Annotated in this window: 13 protein-coding genes; 11 read left to right on the top strand and 2 right to left on the bottom strand. The window is 45.0% G+C overall.

Features of this window, described 5'->3' with window-relative positions:
- The first annotated feature begins 174 nt into the window (after positions 1-174).
- Positions 175-549 (top strand): hypothetical protein, encoded by a 375-nt coding sequence (locus BLV50_RS15265; protein ID WP_090808633.1) that lies wholly within the window; start codon positions 175-177, stop codon positions 547-549.
- 6 nt (positions 550-555) lie between these two features.
- On the opposite strand, the gene BLV50_RS15270 is transcribed toward BLV50_RS15265, so the two are convergent.
- A complete protein-coding gene (locus BLV50_RS15270; protein ID WP_090808848.1) occupies positions 556-999 on the bottom strand; it encodes a GNAT family N-acetyltransferase in 444 nt (147 codons plus the stop codon).
- A 601-nt stretch (positions 1,000-1,600) separates the two neighbouring features.
- Between BLV50_RS15270 and ilvB the strand changes: the two genes are divergently transcribed.
- From ilvB to BLV50_RS15295, 5 genes are all read left to right on the top strand, one after another.
- A complete protein-coding gene (ilvB, locus tag BLV50_RS15275; RefSeq protein WP_063564197.1) occupies positions 1,601-3,352 on the top strand; it encodes a biosynthetic-type acetolactate synthase large subunit in 1,752 nt (583 codons plus the stop codon).
- Positions 3,349-3,831 carry an acetolactate synthase small subunit gene (gene ilvN, locus BLV50_RS15280; RefSeq protein WP_024628317.1) on the top strand — a complete coding sequence of 161 codons (483 nt, stop codon included), beginning with the start codon at positions 3,349-3,351 and terminating at the stop codon, positions 3,829-3,831. Before ilvB ends, ilvN begins: the two co-directional genes overlap by 4 nt.
- 303 nt (positions 3,832-4,134) lie before the next feature.
- Positions 4,135-5,127 carry a ketol-acid reductoisomerase gene (gene ilvC, locus BLV50_RS15285; protein ID WP_053780427.1) on the top strand — a complete coding sequence of 331 codons (993 nt, stop codon included), beginning with the start codon at positions 4,135-4,137 and terminating at the stop codon, positions 5,125-5,127.
- 123 nt (positions 5,128-5,250) lie between these two features.
- Positions 5,251-6,792 carry a 2-isopropylmalate synthase gene (locus BLV50_RS15290; protein WP_063564198.1) on the top strand — a complete coding sequence of 514 codons (1,542 nt, stop codon included), beginning with the start codon at positions 5,251-5,253 and terminating at the stop codon, positions 6,790-6,792.
- 389 nt (positions 6,793-7,181) lie between these two features.
- Positions 7,182-7,853, top strand: coding sequence for a hypothetical protein (locus tag BLV50_RS15295; protein WP_090808635.1), 672 nt, complete (start codon positions 7,182-7,184; stop codon positions 7,851-7,853).
- Positions 7,854-8,080: 227 nt separating this feature from the next.
- On the opposite strand, the gene BLV50_RS15300 is transcribed toward BLV50_RS15295, so the two are convergent.
- Positions 8,081-9,061 carry an aldo/keto reductase gene (locus BLV50_RS15300; RefSeq protein ID WP_076289930.1) on the bottom strand — a complete coding sequence of 327 codons (981 nt, stop codon included), beginning with the start codon at positions 9,059-9,061 and terminating at the stop codon, positions 8,081-8,083.
- 231 nt (positions 9,062-9,292) lie between these two features.
- Between BLV50_RS15300 and leuB the strand changes: the two genes are divergently transcribed.
- From leuB to BLV50_RS15325, 5 genes are all read left to right on the top strand, one after another.
- Positions 9,293-10,378, top strand: coding sequence for a 3-isopropylmalate dehydrogenase (gene leuB, locus BLV50_RS15305; protein ID WP_024628321.1), 1,086 nt, complete (start codon positions 9,293-9,295; stop codon positions 10,376-10,378).
- A gap of 273 nt (positions 10,379-10,651) precedes the next feature.
- On the top strand, positions 10,652-11,191 hold the full coding sequence (locus BLV50_RS15310) for a peroxiredoxin (protein ID WP_024628322.1): 540 nt from the start codon (positions 10,652-10,654) through the stop codon (positions 11,189-11,191).
- A 357-nt stretch (positions 11,192-11,548) separates the two neighbouring features.
- Positions 11,549-11,965 carry a hypothetical protein gene (locus BLV50_RS15315; RefSeq protein WP_090808637.1) on the top strand — a complete coding sequence of 139 codons (417 nt, stop codon included), beginning with the start codon at positions 11,549-11,551 and terminating at the stop codon, positions 11,963-11,965.
- A gap of 443 nt (positions 11,966-12,408) precedes the next feature.
- Entirely contained in the window at positions 12,409-13,512 is a 1,104-nt protein-coding gene (locus BLV50_RS15320) for an ATP-binding protein (RefSeq protein ID WP_063564200.1), read from the top strand.
- A 127-nt stretch (positions 13,513-13,639) separates the two neighbouring features.
- Complete coding sequence (locus BLV50_RS15325) at positions 13,640-14,608, top strand: AAA family ATPase (protein WP_063564201.1); 969 nt, start codon at positions 13,640-13,642, stop codon at positions 14,606-14,608.
- The last annotated feature ends 1 nt before the right edge of the window (position 14,609 follow it).

The following is a 14,609-nucleotide window of genomic DNA, read 5'->3' on the forward strand; positions in this document are numbered from 1 at the left end:
AAGGTTCGCCTCGTGCGAACCTTTTTTTGTTTCACAAAGAAAAATATCAGATTACTAGTTTTTTAAACTGTTATAGAGAAAGGCACCCATATTTTCATTTAGGGACAAAGAAACAGGCGAAGCCGGCTCTGGACGAATACACTGTTTTGAACGATCCGAGGAGGAGGGGAAAGTATGAAACAACATGTTACGCGTGATGCAGCGATGAAATTAATAGGCAAAAATATTATCGCGATCAAAAAAGACGGTACTCGGGTAACCGGAAGACTGTTGAAAGTATCGGGTAATAAATTGGTGCTGAAACGTCACGTTGGCAAAAAAGTACACACCAAAGCTATTTTGCCATTGGTATTATTTGATTTACTCGCCATCGCTACGCTTCCTTATGCTTACGGCCCTGGCCCTGGATTCGGTTTTGGTCCAGGTGGTGGTCCTGGATATGGCCCGGGACCAAAACCAGGACCAGGGTATGGACCGGGATTTGGTGGTGGATATGGCCCAGGCCCAGGATATGGACCCTATGGATCACGGCCACCGGGCTTTTTCTAAACAGATTTATAATGTTTTTTCTAACTCGTAACAGCGGCTTAACATAATGTATCGAATGGTGCTATATCCATTTTTCTGGTAAAATCGAAGACCCTTGGTATTGCCTTCGTCCACCATCACTTTGGATCTTTTGCAACCACGAGATGCCGCAAAATTTTCCGCTTTGAGCAGCAAGGTCTGACCGCATTTCTTTCGCTGTTCTTTTGTGGCAACAGCCATCATATCCACATACAGCAGTTCACCGTGCATGAGAAAATGGATGAATGCGACGGCTTCGTTGTCAGGATTTTGTGAGACAACAAAGGTCATGCCCCTGTTCATTCGCAGGGGTATTTCTTTGCGTATTTTATTAATTTCACTTTCACTCATATGAGATAGAGGAACAAGTTGAGAGTCAATCAGCCTCATTATGGCGACATCATCCAGCTTGGATTTACGTTGCCGAATCACCATCGGAAGTCTCCTTTCAGGACCAGTCGTGCTGCTCGTATATCCTATGCCTGAGGCATGTTGAAAGGTGACTGAATGACGCGTTGGGAATGGGGTAACGTAAAAGATGGAGAGTGAAGGATTAGGGACGTTCTGAATTTTTATACAAAAGGGGTATTGACTTATCGGTTGGAGGAATCATATAATGTTCCTAACATTTAACGAGAATATTTCATCGGCTATGAAGAGGACGAAGTTTTAAGGGCTCTTTTGCTCAGAGAGTGGCTGGAATTGCTGAAACCACCACCATTACCCCTTATATACGAGCTCACCTCGGAGCTGTTTTCCTGAAAAGCATTGGATGTCACTCCATTGGATTATTAGGGAAAATCGTATGTCTGCGTTACAGACAACAGGTATGGAGAACGGGTATATCCGTTTGATCTATCGTTTTTTGTACCTGGTAAGGTCCGTTATTGCGAAATTTCGGACAAAGTTGGGTGGTACCACGGAAGCAACAGCCTTTCGTCCCTCGCAAGCATAAACTTGTTTGCAGGGATGGAAGGTTTTTTTTGTAACTTTAAATGTCAGAATGATGTAAATTCCGAGAGGAGGATGACTGATGGGAGCTCAAATTCCAGAAGTACGATCGACAGATGAATTACGTGAAAAATGGATGAAGCCGGAGGTCATTAGCGGTTCCGAAATTCTGTTGAGAAGCTTGTTGCTGGAAGGTGTAGAGTGTGTTTTTGGTTACCCGGGCGGCGCAGTGTTGTACATTTACGATGCGATGTATGGTTTCGAGGATTTCAAGCACGTGTTAACCCGTCACGAACAAGGCGCCATTCATGCAGCTGACGGATATGCACGGGCGAGCGGAAAAGTGGGTGTCTGTATCGCTACCTCCGGACCTGGAGCAACGAATTTAGTTACGGGTATTGCAACAGCGTATATGGATTCCGTACCACTCGTAGTCATTACGGGAAATGTAATTTCCAGCCTGATCGGCTCAGATGCTTTCCAGGAAGCGGACATCACCGGAATCACAATGCCAATCACCAAACACAGTTACCTGGTAAAAGACGTAGAAGATCTGCCACGTGTCATTCATGAGGCATTCCATATTGCGAATACAGGTCGTAAAGGTCCCGTATTGATCGACATTCCGAAGGATGTATCGGCAAACAAAACGTTGTTTGAACCGGTGACTGAACCTGTTACATTGAGAGGGTACAACCCACGGACAGTACCGAACAAACTTCAGGTTGATCGTCTGGCTCAGGCGATTCAGGAAGCGGAACGTCCGATGATTCTGGCAGGCGGCGGTGTAGTTTACTCCGGTGGACACGAAGCGCTGTTCGAATTTGTGGAGAAGACAGGCATTCCAATCACGACAACACTTCTCGGACTTGGAGCATTCCCGAGTGGTCACGAATTGTGGACCGGGATGCCGGGTATGCACGGAACATACACTTCCAATCAGGCGATACAAAAATCGGATTTGCTCATCAACATCGGCGCACGCTTCGATGACAGGGTAACAGGCAAGCTGGATGGATTCGCTCCACATGCCAAAATTGTGCACATTGATATTGATCCGGCTGAAATCGGCAAAAACATCGCAACCGACATTCCAATCGTTGGTGATGTGAAAACGGTTCTCGAAATAGCGAACAAAGAGGTTCAACGTGCTGAACGTGCGGATGCTTGGAGAGATCAGATCAAACAATGGAAACAAGAGAAACCTTACAGCTACACAGATTCAGATGAAGTATTAAAACCGCAATGGGTTGTGGAAATGCTCAATGATACAACCAAAGGCGAAGCAATCGTGACTACGGACGTTGGACAGCATCAAATGTGGGCTGCTCAGTATTACAAATTCAACCAACCACGTTCATGGGTAACCTCTGGTGGACTGGGAACGATGGGTTTTGGATTCCCTTCTGCAATCGGTGCTCAAATGGCCAACCCGGACAGACTCGTTATTTCCATCAACGGTGATGGCGGAATGCAGATGTGTTCTCAAGAACTCGCAATCTGTGCCATTAACAATATCCCGGTGAAAATTGTTATTATCAACAATCAGGTCCTTGGAATGGTACGTCAGTGGCAAGAGATCATCTATGAGAACCGTTACAGTCATATCGATCTGGCAGGCAGCCCTGATTTTGTAAAACTTGCTGAAGCTTATGGCGTAAAAGGATTGCGTGCAACCAACAAGGAAGAAGCCGAGCGTGCTTGGCAAGAAGCCCTGGATACACCAGGACCGGTCGTTGTTGAATTCGTAGTACGCAAGGAAGAAAACGTATATCCAATGGTTCCGCAAGGAGCGACAATCGATCAAATGCTGATGGGGGATGCTGAGGAATGATAAGACATACGATTTCGATATTGGTCAACGATCAGCCTGGCGTCCTGCAGCGGGTATCAGGGTTGTTCGGTCGACGGGGATTCAACATTGAGAGCATCACGGTAGGTCAGTCCGAGGAACCGGGTTTGTCCCGGATGGTCATTGTGACGATCGGTGATGACAAAACGTTGGAACAGATTGAAAAGCAACTCTACAAAATCATCGATGTCATCAAAGTGGTTGATTTCAGTCTGAAACCGATGGTTGCCCGTGAACTTGCATTGATCAAGGTAAAGGCAGAGCCATCTGAACGACCAGAAATTCTGGGTGTGGTGGAGACATTCCGCGCATCTGTTGTAGATGTTGGTCCAGGCAGCCTGATTGTACAGGTGGTCGGGGATACAGATAAAATTGATGCGATGATTGAACTGCTTAAGCCATACGGCATTCGCGAACTGTCACGTACAGGCATAACTGCATTGGTACGAGGCAACGTTTAAGCAATTATATTGAGAAAAAAAGCATGGTCTGATGCTTATCGACGGAACGACAATGATGTGTTAGCAGCATTAAGCTGAGAAATACCGTTCATCTTAGATGAGGTGCCAGTCCCGTACAAGTTGCAATTTAACATTTTAGTGATGTAACGCTTGACTATATAGCCACACACCCGCATTAATGGGCGGGTGTCTGAACGGATCGGATCAGACCAGAGACGCTAAAGCAGGAAAAGCGTGCCGGTCCCTTGAGACACCCGCTCATTAATGAAGGGTTCTTTACAATACAAAGGAGGACTTATAAACATGCCAGTAACTACTTATTATGAACAGGATGCAGAGCTTAACGTATTGAAAGGAAAAACGATTGCGGTCATCGGTTACGGTAGCCAGGGCCATGCCCAAGCTCAAAACCTGCGTGACAGTGGATTGAACGTAGTCATCGGACTTCGTGAAGGTAAATCTTTTGACACTGCAAAAAATGACGGATTTGAAGTTCTGTCCCCGGCTGAAGCTACTAGCCGTGCAGACGTAGTTCAAATTTTGCTGCCTGACGAAACACAAGCTTCTGTATACAAAAACGAAATCGAACCAAACCTGAAAAAAGGCGCTGCATTGCTCTTCTCCCACGGTTTCAATGTTCATTTCGGTCAAATCGTTGCTCCAAAAGACAGCGATGTATTGCTGGTAGCTCCTAAGTCCCCTGGTCACATGGTACGTCGTACCTACGTGGAAGGATTCGGTGTACCGGGCCTGATCGCAATTGAGCAAGATGCAACAGGTAAAGCAAAAGATATCGGTTTGGCTTATGCTAAAGGTATCGGTTGCACGCGTGCAGGGGTTATCGAAACTTCCTTCCGTGAAGAAACAGAAACAGACCTGTTCGGTGAGCAAGCTGTTCTGTGTGGCGGTGTAAGCGCCCTGGTAAAAGCTGGATTTGAAACATTGACAGAAGCGGGTTACGCTCCTGAAATGGCATACTTCGAGTGTCTGCACGAATTGAAATTGATCGTTGACCTGATGTATGAAGGTGGACTTGCAAGCATGCGTGATTCCATCAGTAACACAGCTGAGTACGGTGACTATGTAACTGGACCTCGCGTAGTAACTGAAGATACGAAGAAAGCAATGAAAGAAGTTCTGACAGATATCCAACAAGGTAAATTTGCACGTGACTTCATCCTGGAAAACCAATCCGGTCGTGCATTCCTGACAGCAACTCGTCGCAATGAAGCTGAACACCCAATCGAAGTGGTTGGCGGACAATTGCGTGAGATGATGCACTGGATCAAGAAGTAAGCATTCGTTTTAAGGTAATCTAGTAAACTTACAGCTTCAACCGGGAATAGCGGCCGTGCATATGCGTGTGCCGCTATTACTGGTTTAGAGGAACATAAAATACAAGTCTAGGAGGTGCGAGGCGTGCGTAAAATCTATGTATTTGACACAACGCTGCGTGATGGAGAACAATCCCCGGGGGTCAATCTGAATACTCGTGAAAAGGTTGAAATTGCGCACCAGCTCGAGCGGCTTGGTATTGACCGGATGGAAGCCGGTTTCCCCGCGGCCTCTCCAGGCGATTTGGCGGCAGTTAATGCAGTAGCCAAAGCGGTCAAAAACGTTACCGTCATTGGCTTGTCCCGCTCCAGAGAGCAGGATATCGATGCGGTGAAAGAGGCATTGAAGGGCGCTCAAGACCCGTGTATCCATATCTTTTTGGCAACTTCACCTATTCACCGTCAGCATAAATTGCGGATGGACAGAGCTCAGGTTCTCGATACAGCTCGTTCCGCAATTCGTTATGCGAAGAAAACTTTTTCGAAGCTTGAATTCTCGTTGGAGGACGCAGGTCGTACCGAGTATGATTTCCTCGTTGAGATGGTAAATATGGCAGTGGAAGAAGGGGCAGCTGTTGTAAATATCCCGGATACGGTGGGCTATCTGAGCCCATATGAGTACGGTAATATTTTCAAACATCTTAAGGAAAACGTACACAACATTGATAAGGTGCAGCTGAGTGCACACTGTCATAACGACCTGGGGATGGCAACTGCCAACACACTTGCAGCCATTCTGAATGGAGCCGATCAAATTGAGGGCACCATTAACGGCATTGGTGAACGTGCAGGTAATACCGCGATTGAAGAGATTGCCATGGCACTGGAGACACGTCAGGAATTTTTCCAGGCGAGAACTTCGCTGCAACTTTCTGAAATTGCTCGGACCAGCCGCCTCGTGAGTCGTTTGACGGGTATGGTTGTGCCTGGAAATAAAGCGATTGTTGGTGCGAATGCGTTTGCACACGAATCCGGAATTCACCAAGATGGCATGCTGAAAGAGAAAACAACATACGAAATTATGACGCCAGAGACCATCGGTCTGAAGGAAAGTAAGCTCGTACTGGGTAAACACTCGGGACGTCATGCCTTCCGTGAGCGCTTGATTGAGCTCGGTTATGAACTGGAAGATGAAGCATTGAACCGTGCTTTTGCCCAATTCAAAGATCTGGCTGATAAGAAAAAAGAAGTGACAGATGAGGATTTGCTGGCGGTCATCGAAGAGAAATTACAGGATGCACCTGAGGTGTTTAAACTGGAATCCATCTTTGTGACGTATGGTGATGAATCTACTCCAACGGCTAAAGTTCGTATTGCTACACTTGATGGTGATACGGTGGAACAACAAGCAGAAGGAAATGGATCAGTAGATGCGATCTATAATGCCATTGACCAAGTGAGCGGAGAAGAAGTAACGTTATCCGATTACTCGATCAAATCTGTTACGCATGGTAAGGATGCACTGGGTGAGGTACACGTCGTACTTACTCAAAATCAGATTTCTGTACAAGGACGTGGCGTAAGTACCGATATACTGGGTGCCAGTGCACGTGCTTATGTGGATGGATTGAACAAGTTGATTGAGAAACGCAAGACATATACGAATCGTGTTAATGTAAATCTCTAATTTATCGAAAAATTCAAAATGAGTCTCAAGTACTGTTTTTAAAAGAATATTTTTGTGCGAAGGTGATTATGTTCAGATAAACTAAAACTGAATGTAATCACCTTTTTTTGCTGAAAATAATTAAAATTGTATAATTCTTAATTAAGGTTCTTGAAGCTTTAATACAGGCGATAAAAAGCATTTGAGAAAATGAAAAACAGTATAAAATTACCAGCAGGTTTCCTAGTGAGATTTTTTTTGTGTTTTAAAATATAAATAGGACATTAGCCTTATGCACTTTTTGTTTTGAGTGTAAGTAAAAACATGTTATAAACTTTACATAATTTCTCAGTTGGTTTATAGTGAAGTCGTGATGAACAATCCCCAAAAAAATGAAGGAGTGATATTTAATGGGCAAATTGTACAAAACTGTTCTGTCTCTGGTGTTATCCTTTTCGTTTTTAGTAAGTGTTCAACCTAATTCGGCGGAAGCTTCGTCAAATAGTCTGCAAACCGAAAGCGTTAAAATGTTATTAACGACTATCGATATCCCTGTTGCGGAAGATCAAGAGCTTGTAAGACATGAAGAAGCAAATTCAGTCAAAGTTGAAGTTATTGACAAAAACACAGGCGAAGTTGCTGAAGTTTACAGTGAGAGTTTAGAAGCTAACTTACAAGCAAAAGCTCTAGGTTTAGCTAGCTCTAACATTCTCTCAACTTCTAAAACAAGAACGGATGGACCTGTTCAGACTCAATTATTAGTTAAAATGGTTGTATCAGGATCAGGAAGCTTTGCCCAAATAAATAGCATTGCTAGTCAAACGATGTCAATTATTAATTCGAATGGTTTTACACTGGAAGATAAAGATGTAGTTGCTATCCCGGTAAATAACACATTCCCGACTTACAAAATCGAAGCTAGTGGTAGTGGAGTATTAACATACTCGAGTACTAACGGCACCAGTTCTGGAATTAGCTTTGACATTTTGAAAGCTGCTAGTTTTAATATGAGTGGATCAAGTTCTTCTACTTGGTATGCTAGAAAGCCAATTAGCATGAACCTCACATATTCTGTTCAATAAATGTTAAACCGCGTTTAACTGAAATAAAAAAACAAGCACCCAATCCGGGTGCTTGTTTTTTGGCAGTTATAAGCCTAGCAGGTGCTTCCTTTCAGGATGGGCTGGCGAAGCTTACCCATAGCGAAGAGCATATGAAGGAAACATAAAACTAAAGCTTTCCCCTTCCTACTGGGAAGCGAACTAATCATTATGATAAAAATTCTATATGTCCATGCTAATTGCTAAAACTACCAAGCATAAGCGTTTGGAGCATGTCCTCCCGGACCTGGGAAGATTTCATCCAAACGTTTGAGGACAGCTTCATCCAAAGTAACATCCAAACATTTGAGCGCAGTTTCAAACTGCTCCAGCGTACGAGGCCCAATAATGGGTGCGGTAACTGCTGGATTGGCGGCAACCCAAGCCAAAGCTATGGTATCCTGTGGTTCGCCGAGTTCGCGGCAAAGTGCTGCGAATTGTTCCAACTGAGTTTGATGGGATTCAATCCGTTCAGCAATGCCTCCACTGCGTGTACCTTCCAGCTTCTGGAGGGCATTGCGTCCAAGTAAACCACCATCAAGCGGACTCCATGGAATAACGCCAAGGCCCAGTTCTTTCGCTGCGGGCAGCACTTCGAGCTCAGGCAAACGGCAGTTAAGACTGTATTTATGCTGCTCGGATACAAGACCGAGGAAATGGCGATTTTTGGCCTCGCTTTGGGCAACGGCAATCTGCCAACCAGCAAAGTTACTTGAACCTACATAACCAATTTTGCCTTGATGAACAGCGTTCTCAAATGCGCCCCAAAGCTCGTCCCACGAGATGGCGGGATCAACATGGTGCATCTGGTACAATTCAACATGATCGGTTTGCAGGCGGCGGAGGGAACCTTCCAGATGCCGTCTGATTTTGTAAGCGGAGAGACCTGCATCGTTGTTTGGACCGTCTGTATCGTCGTGCATAGAGCCATAGACTTTGGTCGCAAGAACAACTTTTTCACGTCTGCCGCCGCCCTGTTTAAACCAGCGCCCAATGATTTCTTCGGTGAGACCCGAATTTTCGCCCCAGCCGTAAATGTTAGCGGTATCAAAAAAGTTCACACCAGCATCGAGTGCCGCATCCATGATACGGAATGCCTCTTTTTCGTCTGTAGCAGGACCAAAGTTCATCGTGCCGAGACAGATCCGGCTGACTTTAAGACCTGATTTTCCCAAGTACGTGTATTGCATGATTGCAATCCCTCCTGAGTTACCTGAATTTGTCTTCAGGCTTTATTTTAACTCAGTCAGAGGTACAGAACAACCAATCTTAAACCGCTTATAGGTAAAAACTATTAAAGTCATAGATTGTATATCTTGGTCAAATGACCTCTGAATATGATACAAAGGAGAGAGTTAAAAATGACACGTTAATTATTGAAGTGAATAACCGAATGAATAGATATAAGGAGTGGACAACCCATGGCAGACGTGAAAAAAATTGCAGTTATCGCAGGTGACGGAATTGGTCCTGAAGTCGTAGCGGAGGCAGAGAAAGTTCTCAAACGTACGGAGGAAGTGTTCGGATACCGTTTTGAGACAGAGCATGCGCTGTTTGGTGGAATCGCTATTGATGAGAAAGGTACGCCGCTTCCTGAAGAAACACTGACAGTATGTAAGAGTGCAGATGCTGTGCTGCTCGGAGCCGTTGGTGGTCCAAAATGGGACAACAACAGCAAGGAATTACGTCCGGAAACAGGCTTGCTCGGCATTCGCAAAGCGCTCGGATTGTTCTCAAACTTGCGTCCGGCAGTGGTATTTGATTGCTTGAAGGATGCTTCCACCTTGAAACCGGAAGTGCTGGAAGGTACGGATCTGATGGTCGTGCGTGAGTTGACCGGGGGAATCTACTTTGGTGAAAAGTTCAGACGTGAAGGTGCACAAGGCGAAGAAGCAGTGGATACATGCGTATATAATGTAACTGAAGTGGAGCGCATCGTTCGTCAGGCTTTTGTAATTGCCCAAGGACGTAGCAAAAGATTGGCTTCGGTAGATAAAGCTAACGTGCTGGAAACTTCCCGTCTTTGGAGAGAAGTCGTTAACCGTGTAGCACCGGAATATCCGGATGTTGAAGTGGAACATGTGCTTGTAGACAACTGTGCAATGCAGTTGCTGCGTCGTCCATCCAGCTTTGACGTTATCGTGACTGAAAATATGTTCGGAGATATCCTTAGTGATGAAGCAGCGATGCTGACAGGTTCGATCGGCATGCTGGCATCTGCATCGCTGGGTGAAGGCAGCTTTGGTCTGTATGAGCCAGTACACGGTTCAGCACCGGATATCGCAGGTCAAGGACTGGCGAACCCGATCGCAACGATCCTTTCGCTGGCATTGATGTTCCGTACAACCTTTGGTTATGCAGAAGGTGCTGATGCAATTGAAGCAGCTGTGTCTGATGTGCTGAATGCGGGACATCGTACAAGCGATATCGCTGTAGACAAGAGCAAAGCGATCAGCACGACGGAAATGGGCGATCTGATCGTCGCGGCAATTCAGAAACAGGCTTAATAATAGTACGAACAGTACAGCCCTTTGCTCCGATCCGGAATTGCAGAGGGCTGTATCTTTATGATTTTTGCCACGAAAAATCCTTATTTATAATTATTATAATAAAACAACGATTATAATCTTGACTTTGAGAAGTCCGGATGATAACATTTTACTTGTACTTGTTATCAAGTAACAAACCCATTTTAATTACAGGAAAAGCGTTCTCGTTTTTCTTGATGATGAGCATTCAATATGAGTGCTTACATAATCCCAAAGGAGGAATTGTTAGTTATGGCAGAACGTTTGGTTGGTAGACCCGCACCGGATTTTGCAATGGAAACAGTATCGGGAGATGGACAAGACTTTGGTTCCGTAAAACTGTCCGATTATCGTGGCAAATGGCTCGTATTTTTCTTTTATCCTTTGGATTTCACTTTTGTGTGCCCAACTGAAATTACAGCTTTGAGTGATGCTGCTGAGCAATTCAAAGCTTTGGATACTGAAGTTCTTGGCGTGAGCGTTGACTCCGTACACAGCCACAAAGCTTGGATCAATACACCTAAAGACAGCAATGGTCTTGGTCAATTGAACTTCCCACTTGCTTCCGACATCACGAAACAAGTTGCTAAAGATTATGGCATTCTGATCGAAGAAGAAGGCGTTGCACTGCGCGGCTTGTTCATCATCGATCCAGAAGGCGAATTGAAATACCAAGTCGTTAACCACAATGATGTAGGCCGTAGTGTTGAAGAAACACTTCGTGTACTGCAAGCTCTGCAATCCGGTGGATTGTGTGCAATGAACTGGAAACCAGGCGACAACAACCTGTAAGCCTGATTGAACTTGAACGTTTATTGTTCAAGCCCTCATCCCTCATGGGATTGAGGGCTTTTTGCACCCTTTTGCGAGAATATAAAGCCTAAAGGAAGAAAAGTGTTTAAACAGGGACGTAAACGTGGTAATGATGTAATAGAAGAAAGCCTTCATTTTATCTCTGGAAAGAGGAATCGAAGGGCCTTAAGGCGAATAGGGTATGGAAACCCGGTAAATATTCCGGTGCTCTGCATTTATAATTTGTACATGAATGTGATACACTGATGGAACTATTCCTTTTTCGGAAGTGCTTGAAGTGTACGGGACTGCTATCCATTAAAAAGTCTCGGCACGTTATAAGGAGGGTGAACAAAAATGAGTTACTGTTGTGGGGCAAGTATGGTGGGAACAAAGGGCACGCTGAAGCATTACCGCACCCAGGTTCATAATGTTCCCCTGCTGTTTTGTCCGGTGTGTCACCGGGTAGAAGTGCATTATAAAGTGGAAAATGAATATGAAATTTTGGCTGAATATGCGCATGGAGATGGTGCGTCGGAGATTGATTTTCAAGATTACGTGACGGAAGACGAAGATGCGATTTTTGAAAATTGCGTGAATCGTGAAAGCGAGGATGCTATGGTCATTGTGCTGCGTCAGATCGACATGTCTCTGGATCTACTTCGTCTTGCCAAGGAAATGAAGGATGAGAAGTGGGAAAGTGAACTAAAGCGTCGCTTAGCCGTCATGAGTCAGCGCAGACTCAAAATTCAGCATAACAAGAGTGGACTATAGATTGAATTTAATTATTTAAAATTTAAACTATACAAACGGAGCTTATTCGCTAATCGAGCGAATAAGCTTCGTTTTTGTTGTATATAGAAACTAATTCACGGTTTTTCTTAAAATAATTTCCATTCGACACTTTCTCCGATTGACTCCCTTCTATAAACTTGTCTATGATAAAAACAGACTTGCAAAAGAGGCGGAGCAAAAAATGTTCGTGTTTGGGAATAGGAGAAGGTTAGAATGGAACAGACGTATAATGTTTTCCGGATCGACTCTTGGTTACCCGGAATAGACCAGCTTGGGTTCCGGACATGCCATCCATATTTTCGGCTCAGCCCCCTAATGAAAGGGCACCGGTAATGAAAAATAAAATCGGCCCTTCCTGTTTCTGTGATGATATGATGTCCGAATGGCAAGTTTATCATTTACGTGAAAAGGAGGAACCTGACATGATTAGTGAATTTCAGGATACAGTGCCTCGACCAACGAATGGATTCCCGCCTGTACATCTGGATAACAACAAGTATGAGAATGTCCTGGAACATCTGGATAGCGGTATAATGTTGTTTGACAGTAACGGTGTATTGACGTTTATTAACGTTCAAATGGCAAAATTGTTGGAGCTTCCTAGGAGTCTATTGAGCGGCTGCACCCTGATGCAAATGCTGCATCATCCACAGATGAGCCGATTCAAGAAAAAGAAAATTTTACGCATCTATCGGGAAACTATCTTTCATCGTAAGCGCTATCATGAATTGATTGACGAGTATGGCAGGCATTGGCTGGTTACAGTAACGTACGGGGATCAGATGGATGGGGACTTCCTCTTCAGTGTGAAGGATGTTTCCGATTATAAACAGATTGAGCAGACCGCTTATCAGAATGACAAACTTGCAATGTTGGGGCGGATTTCGGCATCGATTGCCCATGAGATTCGCAATCCTTTGACGGCTATCCGGGGATTTATCCAGTTGCTTCGTCCTCATTTGTTGCAATTGGGGAAAGACGAGTACGCTCGAATCATTCTAACGGAGATTGACAGGGCGAACGACATTATCTACGAATTTCTGAATTCCTCGAAACCGTCAGCTCCTCAGAAGACCATTATTTCTGTTAACTCTTTGCTCAAAGAGGTGGTCTTGCTGACAGAAAGCGAAGGATTGATGAAGGGGTGCGAGATCACCCTGGATGAAGCAGAAGTCCCGTTAAATGTGTCCATTGATGTCAAACAGATTAAGCAGGTAATTTTGAATATGGTTAAAAACGCAATGGATGCCATCGAGGATGTGGGCGAAGAGCATACTGGCTTGATTCAGATCTCTACGGGAACCGAGAACAAGTATGTGCAGATATCCATTGCTGATAATGGACAGGGAATGGACCACAACACCCTTGTGCGCCTGTTTGACCCGTTTTTCACCACCAAGGAGAGCGGAACAGGGCTGGGACTTTCCGTGAGTTACCGCATTATCAAAAATCACGGAGGCAATATTTCTGTGGATAGCAAAAAAGGGGAAGGCACCCGGTTCATCATTATGCTTCCCTTGGTGTAGAGGCAAGAGTTATGAAAACAGGAATTGGCCTACCCGCCGATTCCTGTTGTTTTTTGTTGGGACGATTAGGGTTATAGTTAGAATGAATGCGAATACATAGCTCAATTTACGGGAGGAAGAACCAATTATGAATATCCAGGGAATGGAACAAATGAACAAACAGCTAATGGACCATGTAGGGAAGATCATTGTGGGAAAAGACCATACGATTGAGCTTGTAATGACAGCCATCATTGCCTCAGGGCATGTTCTGTTGGAGGACGTACCCGGTACGGGGAAAACCATGTTGGCCAAATCTGTAGCCTCTTCACTGGATTGTACCTTCCAGCGTATTCAGTTCACACCGGATCTGTTGCCATCCGATTTGACAGGTATTCATTTTTTCAACCAAAAAGAAGGTGACTTTGAATTCAGACCTGGCCCCCTGTTTGCCAACTTGGTGCTGGCAGATGAGATTAACCGGGCTACACCGCGTACCCAATCCAGTTTGCTGGAGTGTATGGAGGAACGGCAGATCAGTATTGATGGTTCAACCAGACAGCTGGAACGACCATTTATCGTCATTGCCACACAAAACCCGGTAGATAACCAGGGAACTTTTCCATTACCCGAGGCACAGATGGATCGTTTCATGATGAAGATCCGAATGGGCTATCCAAGCAGTGAAGAAAGTGTAGAAATTCTGAGACGTACGGTAGCGAGCCTTTCTGTTGCCGATCTGTCCGCTATCATTAGTCGCGAGCAGCTGCTTGAGGCGCAGAGCACTTATACATCGGTCCAAATCGACGAAGATCTATTACGATATATTATCCGTCTGACAGAAGCGACTAGGCAGCATCCCGAGCTTTCACTGGGCGTAAGCCCACGAGGAGCTCAGGCGTTGCTCAAGGCAAGTCAGGCCTGGGCTGCTTTACATGGCAGAGACTTCGTTCTCCCTGATGATATTAAATTATTGGCGGAGCCCGTGTTAGCCCATCGGCTTGTATTCCGTAACCGGGTGAGACAACAAGAGGGCTTGGCGGAGCGTATTATTCAGGAACTTCTGAGCCAGATTGAAGTGCCGACGGAGAATCTTGCTACAGGCAGCGGGCGATAAC

The organism is Paenibacillus sp. 276b (genome assembly GCF_900107875.1).
GTDB classification, from domain to species: Bacteria; Bacillota; Bacilli; order Paenibacillales; family Paenibacillaceae; genus Paenibacillus; species Paenibacillus marchantiae.

What these genes read in the sequence shown, in the direction of transcription:
- BLV50_RS15265 (WP_090808633.1), top strand. Translation starts at nt 175, where the DNA reads ATGAAACAACATGTTACGCGTGATGCAGCGATGAAATTAATAGGCAAA.
- ilvB (WP_063564197.1), top strand. Translation starts at nt 1,601, where the DNA reads ATGGGAGCTCAAATTCCAGAAGTACGATCGACAGATGAATTACGTGAA.
- ilvN (WP_024628317.1), top strand. Translation starts at nt 3,349, where the DNA reads ATGATAAGACATACGATTTCGATATTGGTCAACGATCAGCCTGGCGTC.
- ilvC (WP_053780427.1), top strand. Translation starts at nt 4,135, where the DNA reads ATGCCAGTAACTACTTATTATGAACAGGATGCAGAGCTTAACGTATTG.
- BLV50_RS15295 (WP_090808635.1), top strand. Translation starts at nt 7,182, where the DNA reads ATGGGCAAATTGTACAAAACTGTTCTGTCTCTGGTGTTATCCTTTTCG.
- BLV50_RS15300 (WP_076289930.1), bottom strand. Translation starts at nt 9,061, where the DNA reads ATGCAATACACGTACTTGGGAAAATCAGGTCTTAAAGTCAGCCGGATC.
- leuB (WP_024628321.1), top strand. Translation starts at nt 9,293, where the DNA reads ATGGCAGACGTGAAAAAAATTGCAGTTATCGCAGGTGACGGAATTGGT.
- BLV50_RS15310 (WP_024628322.1), top strand. Translation starts at nt 10,652, where the DNA reads ATGGCAGAACGTTTGGTTGGTAGACCCGCACCGGATTTTGCAATGGAA.
- BLV50_RS15315 (WP_090808637.1), top strand. Translation starts at nt 11,549, where the DNA reads ATGAGTTACTGTTGTGGGGCAAGTATGGTGGGAACAAAGGGCACGCTG.
- BLV50_RS15320 (WP_063564200.1), top strand. Translation starts at nt 12,409, where the DNA reads ATGATTAGTGAATTTCAGGATACAGTGCCTCGACCAACGAATGGATTC.
- BLV50_RS15325 (WP_063564201.1), top strand. Translation starts at nt 13,640, where the DNA reads ATGAATATCCAGGGAATGGAACAAATGAACAAACAGCTAATGGACCAT.